This is a genomic window from Streptomyces sp. NPDC041784 (assembly GCF_055591025.1).
Window position 1 is genome coordinate 610,390 of sequence record NZ_JBVJAB010000003.1, and the last position, 14,120, is coordinate 624,509.

Annotated in this window: 12 protein-coding genes and 3 pseudogenes; 8 read left to right on the top strand and 7 right to left on the bottom strand. The window is 71.9% G+C overall.

Going from position 1 to position 14,120, the window contains the following annotated elements:
• The 3 genes from ACZ6D7_RS09345 to modA are packed head-to-tail and all read right to left on the bottom strand — an operon-like array spanning position 1 to position 2,785.
• Positions 1-1,056 (bottom strand): ABC transporter ATP-binding protein, encoded by a 1,056-nt coding sequence (locus ACZ6D7_RS09345; protein WP_469485916.1) that lies wholly within the window; start codon positions 1,054-1,056, stop codon positions 1-3.
• 38 nt (positions 1,057-1,094) lie between these two features.
• Positions 1,095-1,958 carry an ABC transporter permease gene (locus ACZ6D7_RS09350; protein WP_469485920.1) on the bottom strand — a complete coding sequence of 288 codons (864 nt, stop codon included), beginning with the start codon at positions 1,956-1,958 and terminating at the stop codon, positions 1,095-1,097.
• Positions 1,955-2,785 carry a molybdate ABC transporter substrate-binding protein gene (gene modA, locus ACZ6D7_RS09355; protein ID WP_469485927.1) on the bottom strand — a complete coding sequence of 277 codons (831 nt, stop codon included), beginning with the start codon at positions 2,783-2,785 and terminating at the stop codon, positions 1,955-1,957. The genes ACZ6D7_RS09350 and modA overlap by 4 nt, the downstream gene beginning before the upstream one ends.
• 194 nt (positions 2,786-2,979) lie before the next feature.
• Between modA and ACZ6D7_RS09360 the strand changes: the two are divergent.
• Positions 2,980-3,330, top strand: a pseudogene (locus ACZ6D7_RS09360) (molybdopterin-dependent oxidoreductase); the annotation flags it as partial.
• 247 nt (positions 3,331-3,577) lie between these two features.
• On the opposite strand, the gene ACZ6D7_RS09365 reads toward ACZ6D7_RS09360, so the two are convergent.
• Together ACZ6D7_RS09365 and ACZ6D7_RS09370 are read right to left on the bottom strand one after the other, a co-directional pair.
• The gene (locus tag ACZ6D7_RS09365; RefSeq protein ID WP_469485932.1) at positions 3,578-4,558 is read right to left on the bottom strand and encodes an NADPH:quinone reductase; all 981 of its coding nucleotides are present in this window, start codon (positions 4,556-4,558) and stop codon (positions 3,578-3,580) included.
• A 21-nt stretch (positions 4,559-4,579) separates the two neighbouring features.
• Positions 4,580-5,110, bottom strand: coding sequence for a PadR family transcriptional regulator (locus tag ACZ6D7_RS09370; protein ID WP_469485936.1), 531 nt, complete (start codon positions 5,108-5,110; stop codon positions 4,580-4,582).
• A 451-nt stretch (positions 5,111-5,561) separates the two neighbouring features.
• Between ACZ6D7_RS09370 and ACZ6D7_RS09375 the strand changes: the two genes are divergently transcribed.
• Complete coding sequence (locus ACZ6D7_RS09375) at positions 5,562-5,714, top strand: hypothetical protein (RefSeq protein ID WP_469485940.1); 153 nt, start codon at positions 5,562-5,564, stop codon at positions 5,712-5,714.
• 21 nt (positions 5,715-5,735) lie between these two features.
• Here ACZ6D7_RS09375 and katG read toward each other — a convergent pair whose 3' ends face one another.
• Positions 5,736-7,925 (bottom strand): catalase/peroxidase HPI, encoded by a 2,190-nt coding sequence (gene katG, locus ACZ6D7_RS09380; protein ID WP_469485945.1) that lies wholly within the window; start codon positions 7,923-7,925, stop codon positions 5,736-5,738.
• Between the two features lie 295 nt (positions 7,926-8,220).
• On the opposite strand from katG, the pseudogene ACZ6D7_RS09385 reads away from it, so the two are divergent.
• From ACZ6D7_RS09385 to ACZ6D7_RS09400, 4 genes and pseudogenes are all read left to right on the top strand, one after another.
• Positions 8,221-8,541 (top strand): annotated as a pseudogene (locus tag ACZ6D7_RS09385) (transposase); the annotation flags it as partial.
• Positions 8,484-8,723, top strand: coding sequence for a hypothetical protein (locus ACZ6D7_RS09390; RefSeq protein WP_469486068.1), 240 nt, complete (start codon positions 8,484-8,486; stop codon positions 8,721-8,723). The pseudogene ACZ6D7_RS09385 and the gene ACZ6D7_RS09390, both read left to right, overlap by 58 nt.
• Before the next feature lie 95 nt (positions 8,724-8,818).
• A complete protein-coding gene (locus tag ACZ6D7_RS09395; protein ID WP_469485951.1) occupies positions 8,819-9,007 on the top strand; it encodes a hypothetical protein in 189 nt (62 codons plus the stop codon).
• 166 nt (positions 9,008-9,173) lie between these two features.
• Entirely contained in the window at positions 9,174-9,479 is a 306-nt protein-coding gene (locus ACZ6D7_RS09400; RefSeq protein ID WP_469485958.1) for a cupin domain-containing protein, read from the top strand.
• A 7-nt stretch (positions 9,480-9,486) separates the two neighbouring features.
• Here ACZ6D7_RS09400 and ACZ6D7_RS09405 read toward each other — a convergent pair whose 3' ends face one another.
• Positions 9,487-10,158 carry a methyltransferase domain-containing protein gene (locus ACZ6D7_RS09405; protein ID WP_469485961.1) on the bottom strand — a complete coding sequence of 224 codons (672 nt, stop codon included), beginning with the start codon at positions 10,156-10,158 and terminating at the stop codon, positions 9,487-9,489.
• Here ACZ6D7_RS09405 and ACZ6D7_RS09410 point away from each other — a divergent pair.
• Both ACZ6D7_RS09410 and ACZ6D7_RS09415 read left to right on the top strand, forming a co-directional pair.
• Positions 10,157-13,429, top strand: coding sequence for a GH92 family glycosyl hydrolase (locus ACZ6D7_RS09410; protein ID WP_469485963.1), 3,273 nt, complete (start codon positions 10,157-10,159; stop codon positions 13,427-13,429). The genes ACZ6D7_RS09405 and ACZ6D7_RS09410 overlap by 2 nt on opposite strands.
• Before the next feature lie 213 nt (positions 13,430-13,642).
• A pseudogene (locus ACZ6D7_RS09415) lies at positions 13,643-13,924 on the top strand (amidohydrolase family protein); the annotation flags it as partial.
• Positions 13,925-14,120 lie beyond the last annotated feature (196 nt).

Here is a 14,120-nt window from a genome sequence, read left to right on the forward strand (position 1 = left end):
TCACACGGGGTAGGCGTGGGTCTGGGCGGCCTTGACGGTCGCCCAGACCCCGGTGCCGGGGTGCAGGCCGAGTTCGGCGGCGGCGACCGTGGTGAGGTCGGCGGCCAGCGGCAGTTCGCCGGTCAGGTCGGCGCGGATCTGGTCGCCGTGGGTCTCCAGGCCGGCCACCTCGCAGCGCCAGAGGTTGCGGGCGCTGGTGCCCGTCGGGCGCTCACGGTGCAGGGTGACCGCGCTCGGCGGGAACGCCACGAACACCGGTCCGGACAGATCCTCCGTCGTCGTGAGGCTCGGACCGGCGTCGAGCCGTACCGTGTGCCCCTCGGCCCGGCCCTGGTAGAGGTTCAGACCGACCAGCCGGGCGATGTAGTCGGTGCGCGGATGGCGGGCGATGTCGGACGGCGTGCCCTCCTGCACGGTCCGGCCGTCCTCGACGACGACCAGCCGGTCGGCGAGCACCATCGCGTCGAGCGGATCGTGCGTGACCAGGACGGCGACGGCCTCGAACTCGGCGAGATGGCGCCGCAGTTCGGCCCGCACCTCCAGCCGGGTGCGGGCGTCCAGCGCCGCCAGCGGCTCGTCGAGCAGCAGCAGCCGGGGCCGGGTGGCCAGGGCGCGGGCGAGGGCGACGCGCTGGGCCTGGCCGCCGGACAGCCGGCGCGGCTTGGCGCCCGCGTGCTCGGCCAGCCCCATACGGTCCAGCCATCGCGCGGCCAGGGCGCGGGCCTCCGCCTTGGTGGCGCCGTGGCAGCGCGGTCCGAACGCCACGTTGTCGAGGGCGGTGAGATGCGGGAAGAGCAGGTAGTCCTGGAAGACGACCCCGACCGGGCGGGCCTCCGGTGGCGTACGGTCCAACTCGGCGCCGTCGAGGCGGAGGTGGCCGTCGGTGAGCGGGACGAGACCGGCGAGGGCGCGCAGCGCGGTGGTCTTGCCGGCGCCGTTGGGGCCGAGGAGGGCGACGACGTCGCCGGGCGTGACGGTGAGCGCCACGTCGAGGCGGAAGGCACCGCGGTCGACGACGAGGCGGGCGTCGAGGCCCTGGGTACCGGGGGCGGTCATGGGGAGATCGTCTCGCGTGGCGCTGTCCCGGGTGGTGTTCATGAGGCCGTGACCCAGCGGTCGCGCAGCCCCGCGAGTACGGCGATCGACACGGCCAGCAGCACCAGGCTGAGGGCGATCGCGGCCTCCGGGTCGCTCTGGAGGGCGAGGTAGACGGCCAGCGGCATGGTCTGCGTACGGCCGGGGAAGTTGCCGGCGAAGGTGATGGTCGCCCCGAACTCGCCGAGGGCCCGCGCCCAGGCCAGTACGGCGCCCGCCGCCACGCCCGGGGCGATCAGCGGCAGCGTGACCCGGCGGAACGCGGTGAAGCGGGACGCGCCCAGGGTGGTGGCCGCCTCCTCGTAGCGCGGGTCGGCGGCGCGCAGGGTGCCCTCGACACTGATGACGAGGAACGGCATGGCCACGAACGCCTCGGCGACCACGACCCCGGCGGTGGTGAAGGGCAGGGTGATCCCGAACCACGCGTCGAGCCACTTACCGACGACCCCGTTGCGGCCGAGCGCCATCAGCAGTGCCACACCGCCGACCACCGGGGGCAGCACCAGCGGCAACGTGACCAGGGCCCGGACCAGCCCGCGGCCGGGGAACTCGACCCGGGCCAGCAGCCAGGCCAGCGGCACCCCGAGCACCAGGCTCACGGCGGTGGCCGCGGTGGCGCAGACCAGGGACAGCCGGAGCGCCTGCCACACCTCGGGACTGGTCAGCTGGCCCGACAGACTGCTCCAGGGAGTGCGCACCAGCAGCGCGACCAGCGGCAGCACCAGGAACACCAGCCCCAGCAGCGCGGGCACCAGCAGCGGGAGCGGTACGCCACGGCCGGCGAGGCTCCGGGGACGCCCGCGCCGTGGGCCGCCCGTCAGGGTGTCGGCCACGCCGGCGGACGTGTCGTGCGGGGAGGTCACGGCTGGAGGAACCCGGCCTCGGTCAGGACCTTCTGGCCCTCGGCCGACCGCACCAGCGCGATGAACGCCGCGGCGGCCGCGGGGTTCTTCGAGTCCTTGAGCAGGGTGATCGGGTAGTCGTTGACGGCGTCGGCCGACTCGGGGAATTCCACGCCCTCCACCTTGTCACCCGCGGCGTTCACATCGGTCTTGTAGACGACGGCCGCGTCGGCCTCCTTCAGCTCGACCTTGGTCAGGGCGGACTTGACGTCCTGCTCGTAGGAGACCGGGGTGAGCTTCAGCTTGCCGGCGTCGAGGGCCTTCTGCGCGGCGGCACCGCACGGCACCTCCTTGTCGCACAGCACGACCTTCAGACCGGACCTGGTGAGGTCCTTGAGCGAGGCGATCTTGTCGGGGTTGCCCGGCAGGGTGGCGATCTCCAGCTGGTTGCGCACGAAGGTGGCGGGCGTGCCGGAGGCGTCCCCCGCGTCCGTGACGATCTTCATCGTCTTGGGGCTGGCCGAGGCGAACACATCGGCCGGGGCGCCGCCGGTGATGCTCGCGGCGAGGGAGTCGCTGCCGCCGAAGCTGAAGGTCACCTTCGTCCCCGGGTGGGCCTTCTCGAACTCCGCGCCCAGCGTCGTGAAGCTCTCCTTCAGCGAGGCGGCGGCGAAGACGGTCACCTCGCCGGACAGCTCGTCCGAGGCGGCGGCCGACGAGGACGCGGAGGAGCCCGACGCGGAGGAGTCCGAGCCGTCGGAAGAGCAGGCGCTCAGGGCCAGCAGCGCGGCGGCTCCGGCACCGGCCGTCCGAAGGGTGCGACGGGTCCGGCGCGCGGAACGGGTCATCACGGATCTACTCCCTCTCACGAACCTCGCAGGCCGCCTCCCGGCCGGCTGCGCGTACGACGAGCATACTGCCGCATATGCAAGGTGTAAGTCCTTAGTCGCATCGCATGAGCAGGATCATGGGCACGTGAGGCTGGTATGTGCGTTTGTACGGATGCCGTGCCCGGGTACGGTCATCCTGGAGGTGGTAGCCCGTGACCCAGTCCCTCGCGGCCGCCGGCACCGCGGCGGAGGTCGTCCTCACCGGTGACCTGGCCCGGCCGTCCCGGCTGACCGTCGCCGATCTGCGCTCCTGGCCCCAGCGGCGGGTCGCGGTCAGCTTCGGGTGCGCCACCAGCGGCATCCGGCACCACCGCTTCACCGGGCCGCTGCTGCACGACGTGCTCGCGGACGCCGGCCCCGGCTTCGACCCGGCCCACCGCAAGGACCGGCTGCGCTTCCTGATCGCCGTGACCGGCGCGGACGGCCACCACGCCCTGCTGTCCTGGGCGGAGATCGACCCGGACTTCGGCCGCGCCCCCGTCCTGCTCGCCGTCGCCCGCGACGCCCACGGCGGCCAGGACGGCGATCCACATCATCAGGAAGAGACGTCGTCGCCGGAAGGCGAGCCGTCCCGGTCGAGAAGAGATCATTGCGTGAGCGGGGCCCGATCGACCCTTGATCTCAAGCCAGGAGCGGTTCTTGGCGCTCCCTGCCTCCTGCGGAACCGAATCGGCGCACCGCGACTGATACCGCGGTACTGGTCCCCCTCCTCCTCGCGGGCCTCTCCCCCTCACGACTCTCGCAGGCCCCTCATCCCGGCACGGTGACCAGTACCCGCCCGCGCCCGCCCGCGTCGACCCGCTCATGGGCCTTGGCGATGTCCTCCAGCGGGTACCGGTCCCCGACGTCCACGGTCAGCGCGCCGACCGCGGCGGCCGCGGTGAGGTCGCGGGCCGCTTGCCGTCTGGCCTCGGCCGGAAAGTCGTCGCTGCCGAGCAGGCGCAGGGTGACGTTGTTGAACAGCAGCGGCCAGAAGGGGAGTTCGGTGCGGTCGGCGTGGGTTCCGTAGGCGGCGATGACGGCGTCGAGCGTGGTGACCGCGTTGTCCAGGTCGGCGTTGGCCGACAGGGACACCTCGACGACGCGGTGCACGCCGTCGGGCGCGTACGCGCGGATCGCCGCCGCCGGGTCGTCGGCGTCCAGGGCGACGGCGTGGGAGACGACGGCCGGGTCGACGTGCGTGAGGTCGCCGGTGCGCCGGACGGTGCCGATGACGACGGCCCCGCCCCAGCGGGCGAGCTGGGCGGCCAGTGAGCCGACGCCGCCGAGCACTCCGTGCACGAGCACGATCCGGCCGTCGACCGGTCCGTCCGCGAACACGGCGCGATGCGCGGTGATCCCGGGGATACCGAGGCTCGCGCCGAGGTCGTCGCCGAGGTGGTCGGGGAGCCGCACGGCCTTCTCATCGGGTACGACGGTGTACTGGGCGGCGGTGCCGAACGCCCGGTAGGACTGCGCGCCGTGGACCCATACCCGCTGCCCCACGCGGCGGGCGTCGACACCCTCGCCCACCTCGTCGATGACACCGGCGGCGTCGCTGTGCGGGATCACGCGCGGGTGGGGCATCGAGGAGCCGAGCCAGCCGCCCCGCTTCTTGGTGTCGCCGGGGTTGACGCCGGAGACGGTGACGCGGACGCGTACCTCGCCGGGGCCGGGGTGGGGATCGGGCAGTTCACCGACGCGCAGGACGTCGGCGGCGGGGCCCTGTCCGTCGTACCAGGACGCGAGCATGGAAGTACCTCCGGGGGCGTGTCAGGAGAACGTGGGCGGTTCCTCGCCCAGGACTTCGCGGAGCCAGGTGCGTTCGGCGCGGCTGGTCGCGCGGGCGGTGAGGAGGATGCCGCGCCGGTAGGGGTCGGCGACCTCCTCGGCGCGCAGCGGCCGCTCCCCGTCGTAGAAGAAGCTCGCCGGTTCCTCCAGGAACGCGAGGCGTCGGCGCAGTACCGCGTGCTGTTCCGCGACATCGGGGAGGAAGGAGAGGAAGGACAGCACCGTGTGGAACCGCGCGAAGTCGGTGATCTCGTGGTCGGCCGGCTCGCGCAGACGGTCCAGCATCTCGGCACGGCCCGCGTCGGTCAGGCTGAGCACGTACCGGGCGGTGCCCGCGCGCGGGTCGGCCCGCCGTTCCAGCAGGCCCGCCTTGGCGAGACGGCTGATGGCCGGGTAGAGGCTGCCGTCGCTCACCGGGCGGGTGTAGCCGGTCAGGTGGGCGACACGGCGGCGCAGTTCATGCCCCGGCAGGGGCCCTTCGGCGAGGAATCCCAGGATCGCGAGTTCCAGCATGAGGACATCGTCTCACGGTTCACATCGAATCGATATATGCATCGAATCGATGTGCACGTCCTGGTGGCGACGGTCGCGGAGGCCGGTGGCGGCGGATGCGCAGGCTGGTCGCCGCCGTCGTGACGACAGGTCCCGGGGAGCGGAAGAGGTCCCGCAACCCGTGGACGCGTCATCGCCGTAAGGTGATCCCGACCCGCTCCACCTGCGACGACGCCGGTCGGCTCACGTCGGTGACCGACGCCCTGGGGAACACCGTCCAGATGGCTGGAGGCCGGGGTCGGCATCGCCCCCCGGCCAGGCGCTCCTCGTCCAGCGAGGCGCCGTCGTCGGCTGGAGCCTGACCGACCCGGCCCGCCACCTCACCACGGGCCTCGCCGCCCCCGATCCCGGCCCGCCGTCCCCCGCCACGCGCCGGCTGCTCACCGAGTGCCTGGACCTGATCACCCGGCCGGTGGTCGAAGAGGTGGGGGACGGCGAGCCGGCCGCGCTGGGCCGGCTCCGGTCGGTCGACCGGGTCCTGCGGGACCAGCGCGAGGACCGGCACCGCGCCGATGCCCTGAGCGCCCTCATCGCCTACCTGGTCGAGGACTACGGGAACGGGTGACGGCGGGCCGGCCCGGCGGGCTCAGCGCAGGTCGAACCGGTCGAGGTTCATCACCTTGTCCCACGCCGCCACGAAGTCCCGTACGAACTTCTCGCCCGCGTCCGCGGACGCGTAGATCTCGGCGAGGGCGCGCAGTTGGGAGTGCGCGCCGAAGACGATGTCCACGGCGGTGGCGGTCCACCTGACCTCGCCGGTGGCGCGGTCCCGGCCCTCGAACACGTTCGCGTCCGAGGCCGAGGCCTTCCACACCGTGCCCATGCCGAGGAGATGGACGAAGAAGTCGTTGGTCAACGACTCCGGCCGGTGGGTGAGGACGCCGTGCGGGACTCCGCCGAAGCCGGTGTTCAGGACCCGCATGCCGCCGACCAGGACCGTCATCTCGGGAGCGGTCAGCGTCAGCAGATTGGCGCGGTCCAGCAGGAGGGTCTCCGGGGACAGCTTCTCTCCCGCCCGGACGTAGTTGCGGAACCCGTCCGCCCGGGGTTCGAGCACGGCGAACGACTCCGTGTCGGTCTGCTCCTGCGAGGCGTCCGTGCGGCCCGGCGCGAACGGGACCGTGATGGCGTGCCCGGCGTTCTTCGCGGCCCGCTCGACAGCGGCGCACCCGCCCAGGACGATCAGGTCGGCGAGCGAGACATTCTTGCCGCCGGTCTGCGAGCCGTTGAAGTCCTGCTGGATCCGCTCCAGGGTCCGCAGCACCTCGGTCACCTCGGGCAGGTCGTTGACCTCCCAGTCCTTCTGCGGTGCGAGCCGGATCCGGGCCCCGTTGGCCCCGCCCCGCTTGTCGGTGCCGCGGAAGCTCGCCGCCGCCGCCCAGGCGGTGGTGACCAGCTGGGGGAGGGACAGACCCGAGGCGAGGATCGTGCCCTTCAGGGCGGCGACGTCCGCGTCGGCGACCAGGTCGTGGTCGACGGCGGGGACCGGGTCCTGCCACAGCTGCGGCTCGGGGACCCACGGGCCGAGGTAGCGCGAGAGGGGCCCCATGTCGCGGTGCAGCAGCTTGTACCAGGCTTTGGCGAACGCCACGGCCAGGTCGTCCGGCTTCTCGTGGAACCGTCTGGCGATCGGTCCGTAGACCGGGTCCACCTTCAGTGCGAGGTCCGTGGTCAGCATCATCGGGGCGTGCCGCTTCGACGGATCGTGCGCGTCGGGCACGGTGCTCTGGGCCGAGGCGTCCGTGGGAGTCCACTGCTGCGCGCCGGCGGGACTGGTCGTCAGTTCCCAGTCGTACCGGAACAGGTTGTCCAGGTATCCGTTGTCCCACCGCGTGGGCTCGGTGGTCCACGCCCCCTCCAGCCCGCTGGTGAGCGCGTCGGAGCCCGCCCCGCTGCCGTGGGTGTTGCGCCAGCCGAGGCCCTGCTGCTCCAGGGGCGCGGCCTCGGGCTCCGGGCCCAGGTACGAGGGATCGACCGCGCCGTGACACTTGCCGAACGTGTGGCCGCCGACGATGAGTGCGACCGTCTCCTCGTCGTTCATCGCCATACGCCCGAACGTCTCACGGACGTCCCTGGCGGCCGCCATCGGATCCGGATTGCCGTTGGGCCCCTCCGGGTTGACGTAGATCAGGCCCATCTGCACGGCGCCCAGAGGGCCGGTGAGTTCCCTGTCGCCGCTGTAGCGCTCGTCCCCGAGCCAGGTGTCCTCGGACCCCCAGAAGATCTCCTCGGGTTCCCAGATGTCCTCGCGTCCGAAGCCGAACCCGAACGTCTGGAAGCCCATCGACTCCATGGCGCAGTTACCGGCGAACACCAGGAGGTCGGCCCAGGAGATCTTCCGGCCGTACTTCTGTTTGACCGGCCAGAGCAGACGGCGGGCCTTGTCGAGACTCGCGTTGTCCGGCCAGCTGTTGAGGGGGGCGAAGCGCTGCGCGCCGGAACCGCCGCCGCCCCGGCCGTCGGCGATGCGGTACGTCCCGGCGGCGTGCCAGCTCATCCGGATGAACAGCGGCCCGTAGTGGCCGTAGTCGGCGGGCCACCAGTCCTGGGACGCCGTCATCACCTCGAAGACGTCCCGCTTCAGGGCGTCGAGGTCGAGGGTCGCGAACTCCTTCGCGTAGTCGAAATCCTCGCCCATCGGATCGGAGCGGGGCGAATGTTGATGGAGCACCTGGAGGTCCAGTTGATGCGGCCACCAGTCCCGGTTCGTCCTGGGCCGGGTCGACGTGGGGGTGGGGGAGGGGATTGCTGGGTTCTCGCTCTCGCTGCCGGACACGTCCGCCCTTTCTTCCTGTCTCCGTGGTTCCTTTGTCGGCTCTTCTTCGTCGGCGTCCGTATGGTCGCGCACCGGGCTCGCGCGGCGGAGAGAACACGCAGAGCACCCCGCAGCTCTCAGCCGGTTGTCCGGACGATCGGCCGGCGTGGGGCCGGGCCGGACTCCCGGGAATCACGGCCCGGCGGCGGGAGCCGCCGGCCGGCCGCCCTCCGCCCGATCGCGGCACGTAAGCCTCGAAGATCCACTCGATCACCGAGCGAACCGGTCTGCCCCTGTCCGTCGCCCGGCCCCCGCGCGAACCGGTCTGCCCCTGCCCGTCGGCGGCCCCGGCGCGAACCGGCACGACAGCCAGGCCCTCATCCCGCTCGTACAGGGCATCCTGCCGATGCGCTCCCGCCGTGGCCGACGGCGAGCCGGCCCGGCACACTCCACGGTGACAAGGGGCCGCAACTACACCACCTACGACGCTGGTGACGCGGTCGTGGCATCGCACCCCGCATCGCCCGCAAGGGCAAACGGAGCCGGCCGGCGGCTGGGTCGGCACCGTTGGACCCTCGAATGCGCGATGGCCTGGCCCGCCGGATGCCGACGCCTGCACCGCCGCCACGAGCGCAGAGCGCGACGGCCGCCGCCTCTGACCCCGCCCCGGACTTCCTCGCAGCGGGCCTCCAGGGCACTGAATCCCATGGCTTCCTGACCTCCGAGTACCTCAACGGCCTCGACCTCTTCGAGGACCTGGGCCTGATCGCGGTAACCGACGACGAAGTGGGCGTCTTCTGGTCGTTCGGGGCGTACTGACGACGTTCCCCGTGTGCCGTCGAGCGGCGGGTGGCGGTCCTCGCCCGAGCCCGCGATCGCCTCCTCCACAGGTGTCGCGAAGGGGGAAGCACGGCGTGTCCGGTCGAGTTGCCCGTGTCCGGGGCGGGCGGCGCGACGAGACCGCGGACGGGCTGGTGCAGGTCGTGCGTCCCGGGCAGGTCGTGGCGCGGGCGACCCGGTCGCTGAACGACATGCTCGCCGGGATCCGGCCGGTCGCGGAGAACCAGTGGCTCGTCTCGGATCGTTGGCCGGGTCATGGATGAGCCTCTGGCGTGCGCCGGGGGTTGGCTTCGCTCTGGACCCGGCGGCAGGCTTTGCCAAACGGTCGACCACTTGTTTTTCCTGGTCAGGTAGCTTTCAGGGCATCCATTGATCTTTATGTGCGGGCCCGTTCGGCGTGACCGACCGGCCCGTGAGGAGGGGTGTGCCATGAGTGCGGTCGACCTTGCGGAGACGGCGGCCGGCCTGCCGGAGGCGTGGAGTTCTCGCAGGCTGGGCATGGTGGGGGCGGTCTGCGTGAAGGTACTGCGCATGGACGAGTTGCCGGTCGAGGAGGAGAGTCATGGAGCCGCCGAGGCTCTGCTGGTCCTCGATGGCCGGCTGGAGCTGGAGGTGGACGGCATGCCGGTGTCGGTGCAGGCGGGCGAGCTGTTCATGGTGGCGGCGGGATCTGCACACGCGGTCCGCCCCGGGAGCCGGGGCACATTGGTGATCGTGGAACTGCCGGAGGAGTGAGGGCTCTTCAGGCTGCCTCGGCCGGGTACTCGGTCCAGGTGCGGATCGGCGAGTCCGGGGCGAAGTCGGTCTTCGGCCCGGCCTGGGCGTTGTGCCGGCGCACGTAGGCGGCGATGGCGGTGTTCTGCTCGTGGTGGCCGCGGTGGTCGGTGCCGTCGAGGGCGAAGCGGGCAAGCTGTCGGCGCCGGCGCGGACACTTCCGGAGTAGGAGGCGCGGCGGGCGTCGGCCGACGACCCGGCCGCGCTCGGCCGCGCGCTGCACGGCGCGGCCGCCGTGATGAACTGCGCCGGCCCGTTCGCCGCGACGGCCGCGCCGCTGATCGAGGCCGCGGTGCGTGGAGCGGGTGGTGGACACGAGGAGAGTTCCGCCTGGCCCCAGCATGCGGGGAGTTCCCGCGAGAAGTCGGCCGCGTGCGTCGATGTGGTGACGGACGAGGGCCGTCATGGCCAGGTCGAACGACTGGTCTGCCAAAGGGGGGCTTGTGGCGACGTTCGGTGCACGACAACGGTCAGGGGGTTGGTCTGTACATGACTCTACCGTCTCCGTGGACAACGATGTCAAGGGTGTCGGGCAACGGCACCCGCACCCTTTCGCGGCAGGCGTGGCGCGCGCTACTGTCCCTGCGGCTTGTGCGACCTGTGGTGCGCGACCCGTCCGAAGGAGGCGGGGCCGCGTCATGCGCTTCCGTCCGATGTCTCTGCTGCTGGCCGCCGTCCTGGCGGCCACCGGTGCCACCCCCGCCCTGGCGGAGTCCGCCGCACCGCCAGGTCTCGTCGAGGACCCCACCCCCTACGTCGATCCGCTCATCGGCACCAGGAACGGCGGCAACGTCTTTCCCGGCGCCGTCACCCCCTTCGGCATGTTCTCGTTCAGCCCGGAGAACACCAGAGGCGACGCCACCCGCACCGCCGCACCCGGCGGCTACCACTACGACGCCACGCGTATCCGCGGTTTCAGCCTCACTCACATGTCCGGTACGGGCTGTGCGGGCGGCAGTGGCGACATCCCGTTCTTCCCGTACGTGGGTGAGGTCGCCTCGTCGCCCGCGAGCGACACCAAGGACGCCGTCTACGCCTCCGACTTCAGCCATGCCGACGAGTCGGCCGAGCCCGGTCACTACAAGGTCGGCCTCGCCTCCGGAGTGACCGCCGACCTCACGGCGACGGCCCGCACGGGCTCGGCCCGCTTCACCTACCCGGACGGCAAGCCCGCGTCCCTGCTGATCCGCACCGCCAACTCCGAGGTCGGCTCGACCGATTCGACGGTCACCATCGACCCGGCGACGCGTACGGTCTCCGGCTCGGTCACCTCCGGCAACTTCTGCGGCTACCTCGATCCTGAAGGCCGACGCGCCTACTACACCCTGCACTTCACCGCCCGCTTCGACCGCGCGTTCAAGGCCACCGGCACCTGGAAGGACGACACGCTGAGCCCGGGCTCCATGTCGGCGAGCGGGGGCACCGGCGGCTTCTCGTCGGGCGGGCGACCGGTCGCGGGCAAGGGCGCCGGCGGATACGTCGAGTTCGAGCCGGGATCCGGTCCGGTGAACGTCAAGGTCGGCGTCTCGTACGTGAGTCAGGCCGGTGCCGCCGCCAACCTCGCCAAGGAGAACCCCCCTCGCCGGACTTTCGACGGGGTCAAGGACGCCGCTCGCCGTGCCTGGCGCGAACGGCTCGACGCCATCCGGGTCGGCGGCGGCACCGAGGCCGAGCGCACCACCTTCTACACCGCGCTCTACCACGCGCTCCTGCACCCGAACGTGATCAGCGACGCCGACCGCAGATACCGCGGCAGCGACGGCGAGGTGCACACCGTCCCGCACGGCCACCGGGCCCAGTACGGCACCTTCTCCGGCTGGGACGTGTACCGGGACCAGGTGCAGCTGCTCACCCTGCTCGACCCGCGCACGGGATCGGACATCGCGCAGTCACTGTACGAGTTCGCCCGGCAGAACGGCGGCATCTGGGACCGCTGGCTGCACGGCGCCGGCGGCACGCACGTCATGAACGGCGACCCCTCACCGGCCGCCCTGGCCGGCATCCGCGCCTTCGGCGGAACGGACTTCGACCTGCGCGGCGCGCTGTCCTCACTGGTCGAGGCGGCGACCGAGCCGACACAGCAGGATCTGTCGTCGGCGGGCAAGCCGGTGCTGTCCGTCGGCCAGCGGCCCTCGCTCGACAAGTACCTCGGCCTCCACTACATGCCGTCCGTCTCCAACGCCTGGGGCGGGGCCGCCGAGACGCTGGAGATGTCCGGCGCCGACTTCGCCCTGTCCCAGCTCGCCGCGGCGGCCGGCCGGAAGAAGACCGCCGCCGACTTCGCCCGCCGGTCCCAGTGGTGGCAGAACAACTTCAACATCGCCGCCGACCCGAGCGGCGGGTACATCGCCAACCGCAAGGCCGACGGCAGCTGGGTCACCGGCTTCACCCCGGCCACCGGCAACGGGTTCGTCGAGGGGACGGCCGCCCAGTACACGTGGATGGTGCAGCACAATCCCGCCGGCCTGTTCGCCGCGATGGGCGGCACGGACAAGGCGCTCGCCCGCCTCGACACCTTCTTCCACGACGCCGACGGCGACTGGGCCTTCACCGGCAGCGGCGGTGACAAGTCCGAGATGGACAACGAACCGTCGATCAACGTCCCCTACCTGTACGCCTACGCGGGCGCGCCCCACAAGACCCAGGAGACCGTCCGTGCCGCGATGAGCGCGCTGTGGTCGACGGCGCCCGGAGGCATCCCCGGCAACGACGACCTCGGCGCGATGTCGTCCTGGTACGTCTTCTCGGCGCTCGGCATGTACCCGCAGGTGCCGTCCCGGGCCGAACTCGTCCTGGCCTCAGCGCTGTTCCCCCGCATCGAGATCGATCGTCCGCACGACAACGACATCTCCGTGCGCGCGCCGGGTGCCGCCGCCGACGCGCCCTACATCCGCTCCCTGAAGGTCAACGGCCGGACCAGCGAACGCCCTTGGCTGCCGGCGTCCCTCGTGCGGGACGGCGGAAGGCTCGACTACACGCTCTCCCGCACCCCGGACCGAAGCTGGGGGAGCGACCCCACCGACGCCCCGCCCTCCTTCCGCGCGGGGGAGCAGCCGTACCAGATCGGCGTCGGCCCGACGACGGCGACGCTCGCACCGGGCGAGCGGACGAAAGCCGGCATCCGCGCTCTGTCACTGAGCGGCGGCACGGGGCCCGAGGTGCGCTTCCGGGTGGAGACCCCGGACGGCGTCACGGCGACTCCCGCCGAGGGAACCGTCGTCGACGGCGCCCAGGAGATCACCCTCATCGCCGCGCAGGACACGCGGCAGGGCTTCTACGACGTGAAGGTCACGGTGACCTCGGGCGACACCTCGTACGTGCAACCCGTGGCCCTGACCGTCGCCGCCCCCGGCACTCTGCTCGCGGCCTACAACAACACCGGTGTCTCGGACGACGCGGGCGACCATGACGAGGCCGACTACGACGGCGGCGGCTGGAGCTACTCCCGTCAGGCCCTCGCGGCCGCCGGCCTCACGCCCGGCGGCCGGGGCACGGTGGAGGGGCTGACCTTCACCTGGCCCGCTTCGCCGAACGGGCGACCCGACAACGTCTCCGCCACCGACCAGACACTCGACCTCCCGTCCGGCGCCACGAAGTTGTCCTTCGTCGGCAGTGCGGTCAACGGCAACCAGCGGACCACCGCCACGGTCACCTACTCCGACGGCGCCACCGAATCGATCGACCTCTCCTTCACGGACTGGACCGTCGGCGGAGGCGGCGGCACCGTCCAGTACGGCAACGTGGTCGTCGCCAGAACCGCGTACCGCAATGTCGCGGGTGCGGACAAGGACCCGGTGACCACCTACGTGTTCGCCACCAGGCCGTTCACGGCTCCGGACGGCAGGACGATCACGAGCGTGAAGCTGCCTCACCACGCGGATCTCCACGTGTTCACTCTCGCGAGCGACTGACGTCCCACGCCGTGGGCGGCCGCGTCCTGAAGAGCGCGTTGCTCTCGCCCCCGGGGATGTCGCTCAACCCCGGGGGCAGTCCGCAAGGGTGGCCGTCCACACCGGAGCGTCAGCCGTTCCGGATGCGGAGGGCCGCCGCCACAAGGTCGGCGGGCAGGGCGGGACCAGCACACGCGTGCTCGATCAGCAGGCCTCGGTACGAGCCGTTGGCGCGCGTACGACCCGGCCGGCGAACTCCTGGAGCAGGCATGGGGGTTGCCGGCCGATGCGCGCGTTCCCGTGGTGATCCACTGCGGATCCGGACCTGCCCCGGGCCGGCACACCGGCCCTGACCCGATCGCGCGGGTGCCGGCCCGGCATCCCCGGCTGCGGCTGATCGTCGCGCATCCGGGGACGCCCGAGCACGAGGAGTTCCTCGGCCTCGCCGAGCGGTACGAGGAGGTGCGGCTCGACACGACGATGGTGTTCACCGACTTCGCCGAGAGGCTCATGCCGTTGGGCGGTGATCCCGCCATCGCCCCCGGGCACGGCCTGCCGGCGATCAGAAGGACACGGTCTAGTGCCAGTTGCTGATCTGCACGTCGTGCGGGGAGGGCTCGCCCTTGCCGGTCTCGACCAGCTTCTTGAGGCTCATCAGGTAGGTCGCCCACTTGGTGCTGCAGTGGTGCATGAACTCCACCGGCTCCTTCCA

Excerpts from the sequence above, each read along its gene's own strand:
- ACZ6D7_RS09390 (WP_469486068.1), top strand. The coding sequence starts at position 8,484 with ATGCGCGATGGCCTGGCCCGCCGGATGCCGACGCCTGCACCGCCGCCA.
- modA (WP_469485927.1), bottom strand. The coding sequence starts at position 2,785 with ATGACCCGTTCCGCGCGCCGGACCCGTCGCACCCTTCGGACGGCCGGT.
- ACZ6D7_RS09370 (WP_469485936.1), bottom strand. The coding sequence starts at position 5,110 with ATGCTGGAACTCGCGATCCTGGGATTCCTCGCCGAAGGGCCCCTGCCG.
- ACZ6D7_RS09410 (WP_469485963.1), top strand. The coding sequence starts at position 10,157 with ATGCGCTTCCGTCCGATGTCTCTGCTGCTGGCCGCCGTCCTGGCGGCC.
- ACZ6D7_RS09345 (WP_469485916.1), bottom strand. The coding sequence starts at position 1,056 with ATGACCGCCCCCGGTACCCAGGGCCTCGACGCCCGCCTCGTCGTCGAC.
- ACZ6D7_RS09405 (WP_469485961.1), bottom strand. The coding sequence starts at position 10,158 with ATGACGCGGCCCCGCCTCCTTCGGACGGGTCGCGCACCACAGGTCGCA.
- ACZ6D7_RS09365 (WP_469485932.1), bottom strand. The coding sequence starts at position 4,558 with ATGCTCGCGTCCTGGTACGACGGACAGGGCCCCGCCGCCGACGTCCTG.
- ACZ6D7_RS09400 (WP_469485958.1), top strand. The coding sequence starts at position 9,174 with ATGAGTGCGGTCGACCTTGCGGAGACGGCGGCCGGCCTGCCGGAGGCG.